This is a genomic window from Paenibacillus sp. VMFN-D1 (assembly GCF_003386155.1).
In the GTDB taxonomy this organism is placed as follows: domain Bacteria; phylum Bacillota; class Bacilli; order Paenibacillales; family Paenibacillaceae; genus Paenibacillus_AQ; species Paenibacillus_AQ favisporus.
In genome coordinates, this window is sequence record NZ_QRDU01000001.1 from 1,278,096 (window position 1) to 1,294,070 (window position 15,975).

At 53.4% G+C, this 15,975-nt stretch carries 11 protein-coding genes; 10 read left to right on the plus strand and 1 reads right to left on the minus strand.

The genetic code is table 11. The features are described from left to right. The first annotated feature begins 8 nt into the window (after nt 1-8). The 4 genes from C7820_RS06010 (at nt 9) to C7820_RS06025 (ending at nt 6,528) form a co-directional block, all read left to right on the plus strand. On the plus strand, nt 9-1,574 hold the full coding sequence (locus C7820_RS06010; RefSeq protein ID WP_116230158.1) for an extracellular solute-binding protein: 1,566 nt from the start codon (nt 9-11) through the stop codon (nt 1,572-1,574). A gap of 102 nt (nt 1,575-1,676) precedes the next feature. Further along, the gene (locus tag C7820_RS06015; RefSeq protein ID WP_116230159.1) at nt 1,677-3,428 is read left to right on the plus strand and encodes a sensor histidine kinase; all 1,752 of its coding nucleotides are present in this window, start codon (nt 1,677-1,679) and stop codon (nt 3,426-3,428) included. Continuing rightward, nucleotides 3,406-4,152 (plus strand): response regulator transcription factor, encoded by a 747-nt coding sequence (locus C7820_RS06020; protein ID WP_116230160.1) that lies wholly within the window; start codon nt 3,406-3,408, stop codon nt 4,150-4,152. The genes C7820_RS06015 and C7820_RS06020 overlap by 23 nt, the downstream gene beginning before the upstream one ends. A 90-nt stretch (nt 4,153-4,242) precedes the next feature. Continuing rightward, nucleotides 4,243-6,528, plus strand: a complete 2,286-nt coding sequence (locus tag C7820_RS06025) for a glycoside hydrolase family 95 protein (protein WP_116230161.1) — start codon at nt 4,243-4,245, stop codon at nt 6,526-6,528. A gap of 70 nt (nt 6,529-6,598) precedes the next feature. On the opposite strand, the gene C7820_RS06030 is transcribed toward C7820_RS06025, so the two are convergent. Further along, nucleotides 6,599-7,462: an AraC family transcriptional regulator gene (locus tag C7820_RS06030; RefSeq protein ID WP_089550251.1), complete on the minus strand. Its 864-nt coding sequence runs from the start codon at nt 7,460-7,462 to the stop codon at nt 6,599-6,601. Nucleotides 7,463-7,692: 230 nt separating this feature from the next. On the opposite strand from C7820_RS06030, the gene C7820_RS06035 reads away from it, so the two are divergent. The 6 genes from C7820_RS06035 (at nt 7,693) to C7820_RS06060 (ending at nt 15,900) form a co-directional block, all read left to right on the plus strand. Further along, nucleotides 7,693-8,568 carry a fumarylacetoacetate hydrolase family protein gene (locus C7820_RS06035; RefSeq protein ID WP_116230162.1) on the plus strand — a complete coding sequence of 292 codons (876 nt, stop codon included), beginning with the start codon at nt 7,693-7,695 and terminating at the stop codon, nt 8,566-8,568. Between the two features lie 21 nt (nt 8,569-8,589). After that, on the plus strand, nt 8,590-10,056 hold the full coding sequence (gene gucD / locus C7820_RS06040) for an alpha-ketoglutaric semialdehyde dehydrogenase GucD (protein WP_116230163.1): 1,467 nt from the start codon (nt 8,590-8,592) through the stop codon (nt 10,054-10,056). Nucleotides 10,057-10,072: 16 nt separating this feature from the next. Next, nucleotides 10,073-12,049: a YjhG/YagF family D-xylonate dehydratase gene (locus tag C7820_RS06045; RefSeq protein ID WP_116230164.1), complete on the plus strand. Its 1,977-nt coding sequence runs from the start codon at nt 10,073-10,075 to the stop codon at nt 12,047-12,049. 350 nt (nt 12,050-12,399) lie between these two features. After that, on the plus strand, nt 12,400-13,626 hold the full coding sequence (locus tag C7820_RS06050; protein WP_116230165.1) for a copper amine oxidase N-terminal domain-containing protein: 1,227 nt from the start codon (nt 12,400-12,402) through the stop codon (nt 13,624-13,626). Between the two features lie 118 nt (nt 13,627-13,744). Next, nucleotides 13,745-14,182, plus strand: coding sequence for an Rrf2 family transcriptional regulator (locus C7820_RS06055; RefSeq protein ID WP_116230166.1), 438 nt, complete (start codon nt 13,745-13,747; stop codon nt 14,180-14,182). A 497-nt stretch (nt 14,183-14,679) separates the two neighbouring features. After that, nucleotides 14,680-15,900: an MFS transporter gene (locus C7820_RS06060; RefSeq protein ID WP_116230167.1), complete on the plus strand. Its 1,221-nt coding sequence runs from the start codon at nt 14,680-14,682 to the stop codon at nt 15,898-15,900. Nucleotides 15,901-15,975: the final 75 nt, after the last annotated feature.

Genomic DNA, 15,975 nt, shown 5'->3' on the forward strand with positions numbered 1-15,975 from the left:
GGGTACACTTGAAAACAATCAAGAGCTATAAGCTGCTCGCTGCGGCACTGTCTGCGGTACTTGCCATTACTATGCTGTCCGCCTGCGGCGGCAACGGTAACGGCGGGGACTCGGCCGCGAAGCAGAACGGTGATTCGTCGGCATCATCAGGCGGCGTGAAGGAATTATCGCTGTTCATCGATGCGCCGTGGTATCCCGTTAAGGAATGGAAAGGCCCGGTAGCCGAGAAAATTACCGAAAAGACAGGAGTCAAGCTGAATGTCACGGTAGCAACCGACGATAAGCAGCTACCGCTGATGATCGCTTCAGGAGATTTGCCGGACCTCGTCTTCACGTATGCTAACATCGATCGGCTGTCGGACTCGAAGCTGTCCTATCCCTGGAATGAGTTGATCGAAAAATATGCGCCCGATTTCAAAATCGACAAAACGAGAATCGCGATCCATACGATGGACGACGGCAATTTTTATACGGTGAGGAATTCCTTCGCTACGCAGGAGGAAATGGCTCAAAACAAATATTCGATTGGCAGCGACGGCCATCCAGGTATTGCCGTTCGGGAAGATATTCTGAAGGAGCTCGGCAATCCGCCGATCCAATCGCTGAACGATTTTGTAAAAGTGTTAGGCATGGTCAAGCAGAAGCACCCGGAGATGGTTCCGCTGGTGCTGGATAAGGAATGGGTTGAGCAGTACTTTATGCAGCAGTTCGGCACGGAAGCTCTCATTGACGGCTGGTATGAACGAGACGGCAAAATCGATTATGCGATCAGACAACCGAAGATGCTGGAGTATTTCAAGTTTATGAACAGCTTGTATCGCAACGGATACATTCTCGCGGAAAATTTTGCTTTTGCGAATGATCAGATTGACGATCAATATGTGACAAGCGGCAAAGCCTTTGCTCACGGCTACACCGTTTCCGCTGCGGAAGCGGACAACAATAAAATCAAGAGTAACGGGGGCGCCTTTACGTTGAAAATGCTTCCGAGCGCATTGTCGAAGGATGCCAAAGCCGTGAGTACGGGCCTGGGATTTGCGGGTACCTTCATCACAAAGAAAAATAAGGATCCGGAAGCCTCCATCAAGTTTATTCAATACCTGGCAAGCGACGAAGGCAAAAAATTGACTATGTTTGGTGTCGAAGGCGAACATTGGACATGGAATGAAGCGGGTTATCCAAATCTGAAATACGACCCATCGGATGCCGATTTCGTTAACGGCAATGGGATCAAATGGTGGTACTTGTACAATGACGGGGTCACCGAAGGCATGTTGTCCTATGTTCCCGGAGCGCAGAAAACACAGGCTTTAATGGAGACGAAGGCCATCACGACCTATAAACCGGCGATCGGTCTGATCCAAACGCAGCCGGATTCCAAAGAAAAGACGCTCAAAACAAAAATCGACGAGATGATTAAAAATGAGAAAGTAAAAATTTATTTGGCGAAATCCGAAGAAGAAGCAGTTGCCAACTACGAGAACATGGTGAAGACCGCCGAGAATATGGGTTTGCAGGAGCTTGTAGATTGGGCAAATGAGACATACCAGAAGAAGAAAAGCTTGTTTGAGTAACACGATGCCATTGAACCGGTAGGGACGTAAAATCTCTACCGGATTTTGCTTGCTCATGGTACGTTTAGTAGAAATAAACAGGCAGCGGGGGGATTCAAGACCGTGAGTATCGTGCGCAAAATTGTTATCGGATATATTTTCTTTGTCTTTATCCCGGTCGTTACGTTTGGATATTACTACTACGTACAAATATACGGCAATCTGACCCAGCAATTCGTAGAAAGCCGGCAAAAGATCCTGGAGCAGGCCAAGGCAAATATGAAAGCGGATCTGACCCGCATCGAATCCGTCCATCGCTTGCTGCAATATAACCCGTATGTCACAGACTACCTGGGCGGAGTTTATGGATCCGACGCCGAAAGCATTTATGCCTACAACCGTTATATCAGTCCGATCATGACACAGTCGCTGTTTGCCAATCCGGAAATCGAGTCGCTTCGAATCTATAAAACCAAGAAACAAGCGCTTCGAATTACCGACCGGTTTCTCGATAGGTCATCTCTTGATGCACAGGGAAAGAAGATAGCAAGTTCATTAAAACCCGGTCAAGGAGGATGGATTGTCCAGGATCCGGGAGCTCAGGAACCGCGGCTTGCTTTTTATCAGAACATTTATAACCCGGAGTTTACCGAAATTGTCGGGCTTCTAGAGCTGCGCATTGGCGGCAGTCTGATGCAGAAATTTTACAAGGCTATCGGCATAGAAGGTGACTGGGAAGCGCTCCTGATACCGTTTGGTGAGGACACGGCTTCCGGAATGGATGAGGAGACGCTCAAACTGCTCGGCGGAAGTGACAATAAGCCCTATTTCATTAACCGGAAAACGATCGTGAATCAGCTCTCCTTTGAGGAGCTTGGGGTCAGAGTTGTTGTGATTGGAAAGGTAGACGTCGTGTTTCACGCGATCAAGCGCAAGGAGATGATTCTGATCTCAACCGTCATCGTTTTTTTGGCGGCATTGTCGCTAGCGTATTATGTACTCGCTTCCACAATCACCAAGCGCATTCTTCGCCTGGCTAGACACATGCGTAACCTGGACGACAACAATATGAGACCGTACATCAGCAAGCACGACAGTCCGAACCGACAGGATGAGATTGGCTTTCTGATCATGACTTACAATTCGATGATTCAGCGGATGGACGAATTGATTAACAATGTCCACCGGGCCGAGCTGCGAAATAAAGAAGCGGCCTATAAAGTGCTTCAGGCTCAAATCAAACCGCATTTTCTTTATAATACGCTCGAAACGATCCGAATGCTGGCCGAGTCCAATAACGATAAGGAGGTAGCCGACATTTCCTTTTGGTTCGGGAAGCTGATGCGTTACAGCTTGTCCTCCAAGGAGGATCATACGGTTCTCGCCCAGGAAATCGAGACGGTCATCTTCTATCTCAAGATTCACAAGATGCGGCTCCGAAACAGACTGAGCTACGAGCTGGACATCGATGTGGATGCAGATCGGATTGATTGTCCCCGGTTTATGCTCCAGCCCTTGATCGAGAACAGCATCGTCCACGGAGCTGCAGCAACACTTCGGCCCGTCCATATCAGGCTGCATGCGTATGAAACGGCTGAAGAAGTTCGGATCTCCATATCTGACAGTGGGGCAGGCATACCGGAGGACAAGCTGTCCAGGCTACGTTCACTGCTCATGGGGGATAGTGACAACTATTCCAGCAGAGAGACCGAAGGCGGTGGTGTTGGCCTGATTAACGTCAGCGAACGGGTGAAATCCTTTTTCGGCGGTGCTTCACGGCTGGTTCTTGATAGTGAGCAAGGAATAGGAACATGTCTCACAATCATTATAACGAAAGGGGCGGCGGTTAACGATGAAACTATTGATTGTAGATGATGAGCCGATTATTCTTGAGGGATTAGTCAAGGTCATCAAGGACGCGGCTCCGCTCGGTACTGAGGTGCGAGAGGCAGGCAACGCTTTTGAGGCTCTTGAAGTCATGAAGGGTTTTATGCCGGATGTCGCGGTGACGGATCTTCATATGCCTGAAAAAAGCGGGTTCGAGCTGATGGAGGAGGCGAAAGGGAACGGACTGTGTAAGCGGTTTATAATTCTGACTGGCTATGACGAATTTGAATACGTAAGAAGAGCACTGCGCAGCGGCGTCGTGGATTATTTGCTTAAACCGCTGGACAAAGACGAAATTGCTAAGCTGCTCGCACTTATCGATGAAGAGCTGCCTTCCGAAGCCGATTCCGACTGTGAACGGCACACGAAACGCATTCTTGCTTATACGCAAACGAATTTTATGAATGATCTTTCCTTGGATCACCTTGCCGATTTGATGAACCTTCATCCGAATTATATCAGCAGCCTGTTCAAGAAGGTGACAGGAGACACGTTTGTTAATTATTTGAACGCATTTCGGATCAAGGAAGCGCAGAAATTGCTGAGGACGCATCGGCATCTTTCCGTAAGCGAGGTCGGTCGGCGGGCGGGGTTTGAAAATAAACATTATTTCACCAAAGTCTTCAAAAAGTATACAGGGATCACACCGGGTGCCTACCGTGAAACAGATGATATGGATAATATAGAGGTGGATTCTAAGGAAAGCTGCTAAACTGGGAGATGACTCATGGTCATTCAACCGTTGATTGAACTGGATTGAACACACCATTTTTTCGCCTGTGAGGCGGATTGGAGGAAAAGCATGACGAATACGAATCCCGCGGAGACCGTGGAACAGAAACAGCGATTATGGTACCTCAAGCCTGCTGCAGAGTGGAACGAGGCACTGCCGATTGGGAACGGCCGGCTCGGCGCCATGATCTTTGGCGGAATTACCGAGGAGAAGCTGCAGCTGAACGAAGATTCTGTATGGTATGGCGGTCCGCGAGATCGCAATAACGAAGACGCCCTGGCGCATCTGCCGGAAATCCGCAAACTGATTATGGAGGGACGCCTGAAGGAGGCGGAGGCCCTTGCGGGGATGACGATGGCGGGGCTGCCCGAATCGCAGAGGCACTACTTGCCGCTCGGCGATCTTCTGATTTCGTTCGATCGTCATGAGAAGCCCGGGGATTACGTTAGGGAGCTGGATTTGGAACGCGGCGTTTCCCGGGTCAGCTACCGGATCGGAGATGTGAGGTATATCCGTGAGCTGTTTGCCAGTTACCCGGATCAGGCGATCGTGATGCGGATTTCCGCTGACAAGAAGGGGGCGCTTTCCTTAAAGGCAAGGTTTAATCGCCGAAACTGGAGATACATGGAGAAGACGGAAAAATGGGGCCAGCAGGGACTTGTGATGCAAGGGGAATGCGGCGGCAAAGGAGGCAGCTCGTTCTGCGCCATCGTGAAGGCGCTTCCAGAAGGCGGAGTGTGCAAGACCATTGGCGAATATTTATTGGTTGAAAATGCGGATGCGGTTACGCTGCTGCTAGCCGCGGGTACCACCTTCCGGCATCCCGATCCGGTGCTTTACGGCAAACGGCAGTTAGAGGAATTGTGCCAGGTTTCCTATGCCGAGCTGCTTGCCCGACATGTGAAGGATTACTTTGCATTGTTCGGGCGGGTTACCTTGAGGCTGCCGGAAAGTCCAGGCAAAAACGCACTGCCGACCGATGAAAGACTGAAACTGTTCCGGGAGGGCGAAGAGGATAACGGGCTGATCGAAACGTATTTTCAATTCGGCCGATACTTGCTTATTTCCTCCAGCCGGCCGGGTTCCCTGCCTGCAAACCTTCAAGGGATCTGGAACGACAGCTTTACTCCGCCTTGGGACAGCAAATTCACGATTAATATTAACACGCAGATGAACTACTGGCCGGCGGAAAACTGCAATCTGTCCGAATGCCATGAGCCATTGTTCGATTTGATCGAAAGGATGCGTGAGCCCGGGCGGGTCACGGCCAGCGTTATGTATGGCTGCCGGGGATTCACGGCGCATCACAATACGGATATTTGGGCGGATACGGCGCCGCAGGACACCTATCTTCCGGCATCATTCTGGCCGATGGGCGCCGCCTGGCTGTGCCTGCATTTGTGGGAGCATTATCGCTTCAGCCAGGATCGTTACTTTCTTGCGCGTGCCTATGAGACGATGAAAGAGGCAGCATTGTTCCTGCTCGATTATTTAATCGAGGACAACGAGGGACGCCTGATGACTTGTCCGTCTGTCTCCCCTGAGAACAGCTACAGGCTGCCCAATGGCGAAACAGGAGTTCTCTGCGCCGGGGCCACCATGGATTTTCAGATCATCGAAGCGCTGTTTGATGCTTGCATCCGCAGCGGGGAAATCATTGAGAGAGATGAGGCGTTTCGAGAGGAGCTCGCTGCCGCCTTGAAGCGGCTGCCCAAACCGCAAATCGGGAGACATGGACAAATTCAGGAGTGGATGGAGGATTACGAGGAGGTGGAGCCGGGACACCGCCATATCTCCCATCTATTCGGGCTTTATCCGGGAGAAGGCATTAACGTGGATTCCACGCCGGAGCTGGCAGCAGCGGCCCGGACGACGCTGGAACGCAGGCTGGCTAACGGCGGTGGACACACCGGCTGGAGCCGGGCGTGGATTATCAACTTCTGGGCCCGGCTGCTGGATGCGGACAAGGCCTATGAAAATGTAAGAGCGATGCTCCATCATTCTACGCTGCCGAACCTGTTCGACAACCATCCCCCGTTCCAGATCGATGGCAATTTCGGCGGCACGGCGGGCATTGCCGAGATGCTGCTGCAGAGCCACTCAGGTTTGATCCGGCTGCTGCCCGCTTTGCCTGACAGCTGGAACGATGGGGAAGTCAGAGGGCTGCGGGCTCGGGGCGGCTTCACCTTGAATTTCACCTGGTCGAAGGGCCAGGTTACTGAAGCGGTCGTAACCTGTGCGGTTTCCGGTCCATGCCGTCTGGAAGCACCTGGTCTTGATCCCGTTTCGTTTGAGGGGGAAGCCGGCCGCTCCTACACGTTCACCAAACGAATGAGTGATGAAATAACATCTTAATTGCTTGTTGCAGTTAAAAATTTTATGGCCGGATCATAGAGGAAGCCGATTATAGGATATCGTTAATGAGTTACTGATCCGGCTCATAAGCTAAAGGCTGCTGCTGGACTTGGTTTCGGTACTCGCTGGGAGCCATTCCCGTCCACCGCTTGAACTGGCGGCTGAAATGCGAATTGGTTTTATATCCGAGAATCATGGCGATGTGGTCGATCCCCAAATCGGTTTGCAGCAGCAAGCGCTGTGCTTCGTTCAGCAGCGTTTCGGACATAAACTTACGCGGGGCTTTCCCGTAGATCTGCTTAAAGATGCGGTTCACTTGCGAAGGACTCATATGGACCGACTTGGCAATATCCTGAATCCAGGTTCGTTCGTTTTCCCGAATCTCTCCGTGAAGGAGAATGTATTTTACGGAATCTTCTATTTGCTCGGCGATCTGCTGGGCAAGGGATTCCTTTTTGGATCGGGCGACGGTTGCAGTCTCTGACAATTGGCCAACCAGGGATCCAAGCAGCTCGAAGACAGCTGCATGGACCTTCATCTGTTTGGATGTTGGGAGCGGGCTGCGCAGGTGCTCTGCCGCAAGACGATACAGCGTCGACAGAGACGGAGACAGCCCTTGGACCAACGGCGAGTCTGACGGATAATAAAATTCCTTGCAGCGGTTGAGCTCCTTGCAAAAGGATGTATCGTCCACGCTGAAGTGAACGGAAAAGTAGGTGAAACCCTGGGATCCGGCACGGGTGCAGGAATGCGTCATGCCCGGATGGATGAACAGCAGGTCCCCCCGGGACTGCCGGTATTTTCGCCCATTAATCACCATGTCCATTTCTCCCTCCACGACCCAGTGGATCTCGTACATGGGATGCTCGTGGGAAGGATAGGTCCAGCGGGAATCCACTTTTCGCGCATGCAGGCCCAACAGTTGAAATGACATGCGGACATCGGGAAGACGGCCAACATAGACTCCGGGAAGCTCGGTCACGGCGATACCCTCCTCTGTATGATACAAGTTATCAATTTGTTACGATTATAGCTTGATCCTTCCGGAAAAGAAATGCGTGAAAAGGGTAAATCGAAGTGAAGATTAGCGTATCGTCAAGGGTCATAGGCGATGATATGGTAGTATTATCAACCCTTATAGGGAGAAAATGGGGGCAATATTGAATGCGGATTATTCGATATTTGGACGGACGGCAGACGAGACTCGCGGCGGTTACGGATGATGAGAAGGCTTATCCATTGCCTCACTCTGATTTGATATCGTTGATCGATGAGGCCAGGGAGAAAGGCGTTTCACCTGTCCGAATTGTTGAAAGCGCTATTACACCGCAAAATGAGCTGACTGCCGCATGGCCGTCATTGCAGCTGCTTACTCCAGTAGATGCGCCGGAGGTCTGGGCAGCCGGCGTCACCTATCAGCGCAGCCGGGAGGCGAGGAATTATGAAGCCACTGGCGGAAGAATGGATGCGGAGACGTTCTACGACAAAGTCTATGACGCCGTGAGACCTGAAATATTTTTGAAATCCACGGCGGCACGCACGGTCGGACCGAATCAGCAAGTAACGCTGCGCAGCGATTCGGTATGGCAAATCCCCGAGCCGGAGCTTGGCTTGGTGCTTGCCGGCGACGGGACCATCGTGGGATACACGGCTGGCAATGACATGAGCTGCCGCGATATCGAGGGGGAGAACCCGCTTTATCTGCCGCAGGCAAAAATATGGCGGAAGTCCTGCTCGATCGGGCCCGCGATCCGGCTTGCGGATACCGTGGAAGACCCCTACGATTTCAGAATCGTCTGTCAAATTTACCGCGAAGGCCACGTTGTGGTGGAAAGTGAGGCAAGCACAAGTCAGTTAAACCGCAAGCTGGATGAGCTGGTCCGCTTCCTGGCGGCGGACAACGATTTGTTTGACGGTACCGTTCTGTTGACGGGCACAGCTATTGTGCCGCCGGCCGACTTCACGCTTGCTCCCGGCGACCGCATCGAAATTTCGATTAGCGGGATCGGGACGTTGGTGAACCACGTTATATCAAACTAGGGATTTGGGGAGGAGATTGTCATGACAGCATTCCAGGGAGAACAGATTTATCGCAATTTCATCAATGGAGAATGGACGGCGGCTTCCACCGGACAAACGGAGCCCAGCATCAACCCCGCGAATCGCCATGAAGTGGTCGGTTATGTACCGGTTTCCACAGAAGAGGATGTGAACCGTGCCGTTGCAGCAGCCACAGCAGCCCGGCGGGCTTGGCGCAGCCTGCCCGGGTCGGAACGCGGCAATATCCTGTTTCGTGCGGCCAGTGTATTGGAACGGCGGGCCGATGAGGTCGCCGAAGCAATGACAAGAGAAATGGGCAAGACGCTGGCGGAAGCCAAGGGGGAGACGATGCGCGGGGTCGCTATCTTGCGGTACTACGCTGGTGAGGGGATGCGCAAGTCCGGTGACGTAATTCCTTCGACGGACAGCGAGGCGCTGATGTTCACGACCCGGGTTCCGCTGGGGGTTGTCGGTGTGATCGCCCCGTGGAATTTCCCCGTAGCCATCCCCCTCTGGAAGACTGCGCCGGCTCTGATATACGGCAACACCGTTGTGTTGAAACCGGCTCAGGAAACGGCGGTGACCGCAGCCAAATTGGCCGAATGCTTCGAGGAGGCGGGAATTCCGGCGGGTGTCTTCAATCTTGTATGCGGCAGCGGTTCGGTGGTCGGGTCTGCGCTTGTGGAGCATCCGGACGTGGGCGGAATCACTTTCACAGGCTCCAACGAAGTCGGGAAGCGCGTCGGCGCGGCCGCACTGGCTCGAGGAGCCAAGTACCAGCTCGAGATGGGCGGCAAAAACCCGATTATTGTCGCCGAGGATGCCAACCTGGATTTGGCGGTCGAAGCGACGATCAGCGGCGGCTTGAAATCCACCGGCCAAAAGTGCACGGCGACCAGCCGGGTGATCGTTGTACGCAAAGTGTATGAAGCCTTTAAAGCGAAGCTGCTGTCCCAAATCGAAGGCATTCGGCTTGGTGACGGCATGTTACCCGAGACCTGGATGGGGCCCTGCGCTAGTGAAAGGCAGCTGGAGACTGTGCTTCACTACATCCAAAAAGGGCTCGATGAAGGAGCCGTATTGCTGACCGGAGGGGCAAGGGCGAGCGGCCCGGCACTTGAGAACGGGTTCTATGTCCAGCCGACCCTATTTGACGGGGTGACTCCTCAAATGTCCATTGCCAGGGAGGAAATTTTTGGTCCGGTGCTTGCCCTGATTGCCGTGGACAGCCTTGAAGAAGCGATAGCGACGGCCAACGATAGCGATTATGGCTTGAGTGCCTCCATCTATACGCAAAATATAGGCGCCATGCTGTCCTTTATTCAGGACATGGATGCCGGGCTGGTCCGGGTGAATGCGGAAACAGCGGGCGTTGAGCTGCAGGCCCCGTTCGGCGGGATGAAAATGTCGAGCTCGCACTCCAGGGAACAGGGGCAGGCGGCCATCGAATTTTTCACTTCCATCAAAACGGTTTTCGTGAAGCCATAATCTTGGGGAGGGTGCCATGCACAATTCGATCAAGTCGATCATGGGGAAGGATGACCTGGCAAGCGGCGACATTACAACGCATGCCCCCGGGGTGCAGGGAAGGCTGCCATTAACAGATGATCTGCTGAGAAATGCCCCAAGCGGAGACCTGTTTGGCATGTCCCAAAATGTCGGGATGGGCTGGAAGCCGGGAGAACTGAACGGAAAGCAGTTTCTGATTCTGAGCACGCAGGGAGGGATTCGCCAAGAGGACGGCAGTCCCGTAGCCCTGGGATATCACACAGGACACTGGGAGGTTGGCTTGCTGATGAAGGCTGCGGCGGAGGAAATCTCCGGCCGCGGTGGTATCCCGTTCGCCGGCTACGTGAGCGACCCATGCGACGGCAGGTCACAGGGAACGTCGGGCATGTTCGATTCGCTCCCCTACCGGAACGACGCAGCCGTCGTGTTTCGCCGGCTCATCCGCTCGCTGCCTACGCGAAAAGGTGTTATTGGCGTTGCCACCTGTGACAAAGGGCTGCCTGCCATGATGCTTGCGCTTGCGGGCATGCCGCAGCTTCCGGGAATTGTCGTTCCCGGAGGGGTAACGCTTCCGCCTACCGAAGGGGAGGATGCCGGCAAAATCCAAACGATCGGCGCCAGGTACTCAAGCGGCGAACTCACGCTGGAAGCAGCGGCGGAGCTTGGCTGCCGGGCCTGCGCGACGCCTGGTGGGGGATGCCAGTTTCTCGGTACGGCGGCAACGGCCCAAGTTGTCGCCGAGGCGCTTGGCATGACGGTTCCTCATGCCGCGCTCGCGCCTTCGGGACAGCCCATCTGGGAGGAAATGGCCCGTCAATCCTCCCGTGCGCTGATGGCGATGGAGTCTCAAGGACTGCGGATGGGTGACATCCTCACAGATGCGGCGGTACGAAATGCCATGGTCGTTCATGCTGCTTTCGGAGGCTCAACGAATCTGCTGCTCCACATCCCAGCGATCGCCCACGCAGCTGGATTACAGGTGCCGGCGGTGCAGGATTGGATCCGCGTCAACCGGGATGTACCGCGCATCGTCAGCGTACTACCGAACGGCCCGGTTTTTCACCCGACTATTCGGGTATTTTTAGCCGGGGGCGTGCCTGAAGTGATGCTGCACCTCAGACGTCTCGGTGTGTTAGATGAATCGGTGCTTACGGTAACGGGCTCCACACTGGGAGAAGTTCTGGATTGGTGGGAATCGTCGGAACGTCGTCATCAGCTGCGCAAGCAGCTTAAGGAAAAGGACGGAATCGATCCGGACAGTGTCATTATGAGCCCGGACCAATCGCGGGTCCTTGGCATCACTTCCACCGTCACGTTTCCAACCGGGAATATCGCTCCGGAAGGCTCTGTAATCAAATCCACATCGATCGACCCTTCCGTCCTGAATGAGGACGGCATATATCATCATAAAGGAAGGGCCAAGGTGTTTACAACCGAACGTGATGCGATCCGAGCGATTAAGAACGGTGGTGTTCAGGCAGGTGATATCATGGTTCTCATTGGCAGGGGACCGTCCGGAACGGGCATGGAGGAGACGTATCAGCTCACATCCGCGCTTAAGCACCTGTCCTTCGGTAAATATGTGTCGCTTATCACCGATGCCCGTTTTTCCGGCGTTTCAACCGGCGCGTGCATCGGTCATGTCGGCCCCGAAGCGCTGGCAGGCGGACCGATCGGCAAGCTCAAGGACGGCGATTGGATTGAAATTGTCATTGACCGTAACCTGCTGGAAGGGCGGGTTGATTTTATCGGAGAAGGGGACCAGGAGGTAACGCCGGATGAGGGGGCACGATTATTGGCCCAGAGGCCATTCCACCCAGGAATGCGTCCCGATGATGACCTCCCGGACGACACGAAGCTATGGGCTGCTCTGCAAGCCGTCAGCGGAGGCACATGGAAAGGCAATGTTTATGATGTAGAGCGAATCATCACAGCTATCGAAGCCGGAAAAAAGGCGCTCGGTTGGAACTAAAACCTAGTAATCCTGATCAACCCTCTGTAAGGGGAATGATCGGATGATCATTGCTTTTATATCAATAGAAGGACTGCTGATTATTTCGGTGGTCCTTTTGTTATTGGACCAGAGGGCTGTTTTTCAAGACAGGGATTAGTTTCAAGCTAACGGACGTGAAGAGCGGTTGTGCAATGTAAAGAAATTATGACTTGCCGAGATAGCTTCTAGTAGAACGACTCCTGTGGGTTAAGCGTAATTTACCCGCTGAGCTTGTTACCAATTATTACATACCGTATAATTTCATTGTGCGACGACTAAGTGTGCACATTGCGTTAAAGAACAAATTTAATAAGATAAGGAAGTCACTCATGAGAAAATGGCTAGTATGCACGTTGGCGATCATGCTGAGCTTAGGTGCATTTACCCCCGCGATTTACGCTTCTGAAGTCCGTGTATCCGTGGACGGGCGTGAAGTACAATTCCCAGATGGACACCCCTATGTCGATCAAAAATCCAGCCTTACGATGGTTCCGCTTGCTTTTGTATCCGACAAACTCGGAGCGACAACGAAATGGAACGGAAGTTTAAAACAAATCACGATCTCGCTTAACCGTGACATCATTATTTTGGTGATTGGCCATAATTATGCACTGGTGAATGGGAAAAGAGTGGACTTTGAAGGGTCGGCGGTGCTTAAAGATGGCCGCACGATGGTTCCGCTGCGCTTTATTAGTGAAGCCCTGCACTCCAACGTGGATTGGCAGCCTTCGAGCAATCTGGTGAGCATCATGTCTTCTGTTGCCCGGGTTCCGAAAGGAACATGGATATGGGACAGTCACATCCTCAAACAGGATCAAGATCAAATCATAAATTTCGCAAAAGTAAAAGGTGTAACATCCATTTACCTTCAAATCGACAGAGATCTAGATCCGGCAATATATGAAGGCTTCATCCGGAAAGCGAAGAAGGAAGGAATTCAAGTGGAGGCACTTGAGGGCCGTCCGGAATGGGCCAAAATGTCTGCGCAGGGAGATATTCAAAAATTTATAGCGTGGGTGAAAGCTTATAATTCCTCTGTTGGCCCGGAAGCAGGCTTCACGGGATTGCATTTCGATATTGAGCCTTATGGTCTTAGCGAATGGACCACGGACAATAAGACCATTCTTGAAAGCTGGATGGACAATTTGAGACTGATTGAGAAAGAAAGCAAAGGAAGCGGCTTGAACATTGCGATCGACGTTCCGTATTGGCTGAATACGATTAAATTACCGGGAAAGGATTACAGCATGAGCGCATGGATGCTGGAGAAGTTCGATTCCCTTGTCATCATGAATTATCGGAATCATGCGTTAGGCGGTAATGGCATTGTGGAAAATGCGCAGGCCATGCTGAGGGAAGCTTCCACGCTGAACAAGAAGATTGTTATTGCTGTTGAAACGGTCAAAAGCAATGAGGGGCCGCGGGTCTCATTCTATTCCATGAGCAGCGATATGATGGATAAAGAGCTGCAGTCCGCTCATAATCAATTGGCTCATTATGCAAGCTATGCCGGATTCGCCATCCACGATTTCAAAAGCTGGCAGGACATGAAGTGAGAAGCCAATCCATTACAAAGTACATCGTATAGCTATAGCTGCTGGGAAGAGAAAGGGAGCCGTTGACGGGAGGCGTTCAATGAAACTATAATGGTTTTATTGAAAGGGGATGCCGAAAATGGCTATCGTAAGCCGCTACACCGTTGCGCTTCATATATTGACTTGGCTGGCTTATTGGTCGGAGAAGGACGAATTTTTCCCTTCCGACCGGATTGCGAACAGCGTGGGAACGAGCCCGGTTTTTCTGAGACGGATTCTCGGCCAGCTCGCGAAAGCAGGCCTGGTTCTGGTGCAGCACGGAGGGACAGGGGCCGGATGGAAGCTGGCGCGCCTTCCGGAGGAGATCAGCCTGCTGGACGTGTACGAAGCCGTTGTGCAGACTCCACTATTCGAGCTGCATCACAGCCAGCCGAACCCGAGCTGTATTATCGGCCATGGCATTCAGCCGGCCCTGCAAACGGTTTACGAGGACAGCGAGGAAGCGTTGAAGCGCCGGCTGGCACAGGAATCGATCCGTGATCTGGTCGCCTCGTCGCTGGAGCACGGGAAGCGGTGATACCGCCGCAACGGCAGGCATTCTTCGAGAACCGCTTGCCGGGTTGGGCCAGATTAGCGGCCAGCTGCTGCTGGATCCGCGATTCCGGCCTCCGGAGACCCCGGGTGGGAAATCCGTCACGCCGTTTGACTGACCGTATTTTTTTGCTCCTCAATGTAACTGATTCAGTTTCAATGGAAGGAGGTGGCAGGTGACTTCCTACGTTCTAGTGTGGGTGGAAGTGGGGAAAAGGTTGTGTTGAGAAATAACATCTGCCTGATCGCGGGCGCGAGTGAGAAGCATGTATGATATTGGACTATCCTTCAGCCGGCGGATTGTCCGAGGCATGTATCGAATCGGCTGGATGTGGGCTCATTACGGTGTTCAATGTAACCAATTCGGTTGTATTGATGACGAGAAGAATGTAAGATGTAACCGAAATTGAGCTTTTTTTTGCTTCTCATTGTAACTGATTTAGTTCTATTGATAAGACGAATCTAAATAAGGAGAGGGATTTCATGGACAAACGGATTTTTTGGCTGGCGCTTGGGTCGTTTGCGGTCGGCACGGAAGGGTATATGATCGGCGGGCTGCTGCCGACACTGGCGGCGGCGATGCATGTGTCGACGGCGCTTGCCGGACAGCTGGTGACGGCGTTTGCGCTCGTGTACGCTGTATCGTCGCCGCTGTTGACGACTCTGACAGCGAGGATGGAACGCAGGAAACTGCTGTTCGGTTCGCTGCTGCTGCTCACTGTCGGAAACGTGCTGTGCGGGTTCGCTCCTTCTTATGGCTTGATGATGACAGGGCGGATTGTCGCCGCGCTGGGGGCAGGCCTGTTCTCGCCGGGGGCCGTCGCTGTCGCCTCCACGCTGGCCGCGCCTGAAAAAAGAGGGCGCGCGGTGTCGATCGTCGTTGCCGGGCAGACCGTCTCCCTGATGCTGGGCGTCCCCTTCGGGATGTGGGTCGCCCTGACGTTCGACTGGCGTACGACGTTCTGGATCGTCGGCGGGGTGGCGCTGCTCGCCGCGCTAGCCATCCGGCTGCTGTTCCCGCAGGTGGCGCCGGGCGCGGCGATCGGCATACGGGAACGCCTTTCGTATTTGAAAAAGCCGGAGCTGCTATCCGCCTTGCTGATTACGCTCGCTTGGGCCACCGGTATTTTTGCGCTCTTCACGTACGTTTCCGAACTTTTTTCCGGCTATGGTGCCGGCGGCCGGACGATCAGCATGGTGCTGAGTCTCTCCGGTATCGCCAGCTTCATCGGGGTGCGTACAGGCGGCTTGGCCGCGGACCGGATCGGACCAAACCGGGCGATTCCGCTGGCGCTGACTCTGCTCACAGCCGCGCTTATCTTGATGTCCGCATTATACGGCTTTGCCGGCCGGCCAGGTATTCTCGCGATGGCGGTGGTGGCTATGGCACTGTTCGGCTTCAGCGGCTACATGTTCAATCCTGCGCAGCAGCACCGGTTGATCGGGCTGTCGGGGCCTTCATCCGGCATCGTCCTGTCGCTGCAGTCTTCCGTCCTGTACGTCGGCAGCGCTTTGGGCGCATCAGCCGGAGGAGCTGTCGTGCGCTTCGCTACCGTCGGTGAAATTGGCTATTTCGCAGGCGCTATGACGGCGCTGTCGCTCGTCTTATTTGCGGTTAGCCTGCGTCTGGAGCGGCGCATGAAGCGGCGGGCAGCCGTAACGGGGCATGCGCACGCTGCAGACGAGTCGGGTGCCGCCGGCTAAGCTCAGCTGGCTTTTACTTCCGTCCGCATTTTGTAAATACGATGTGTCAATGGTGACAAGACGCTGTCATATTTT

What these genes read in the sequence shown, in the direction of transcription:
- C7820_RS06020 (WP_116230160.1), top strand. Translation starts at nt 3,406, where the DNA reads ATGAAACTATTGATTGTAGATGATGAGCCGATTATTCTTGAGGGATTA.
- C7820_RS06025 (WP_116230161.1), top strand. Translation starts at nt 4,243, where the DNA reads ATGACGAATACGAATCCCGCGGAGACCGTGGAACAGAAACAGCGATTA.
- C7820_RS06030 (WP_089550251.1), bottom strand. Translation starts at nt 7,462, where the DNA reads ATGTCATTTCAACTGTTGGGCCTGCATGCGCGAAAAGTGGATTCCCGC.
- C7820_RS06035 (WP_116230162.1), top strand. Translation starts at nt 7,693, where the DNA reads ATGCGGATTATTCGATATTTGGACGGACGGCAGACGAGACTCGCGGCG.
- gucD (WP_116230163.1), top strand. Translation starts at nt 8,590, where the DNA reads ATGACAGCATTCCAGGGAGAACAGATTTATCGCAATTTCATCAATGGA.
- C7820_RS06045 (WP_116230164.1), top strand. Translation starts at nt 10,073, where the DNA reads ATGCACAATTCGATCAAGTCGATCATGGGGAAGGATGACCTGGCAAGC.
- C7820_RS06050 (WP_116230165.1), top strand. Translation starts at nt 12,400, where the DNA reads ATGAGAAAATGGCTAGTATGCACGTTGGCGATCATGCTGAGCTTAGGT.
- C7820_RS06055 (WP_116230166.1), top strand. Translation starts at nt 13,745, where the DNA reads ATGGCTATCGTAAGCCGCTACACCGTTGCGCTTCATATATTGACTTGG.
- C7820_RS06060 (WP_116230167.1), top strand. Translation starts at nt 14,680, where the DNA reads ATGGACAAACGGATTTTTTGGCTGGCGCTTGGGTCGTTTGCGGTCGGC.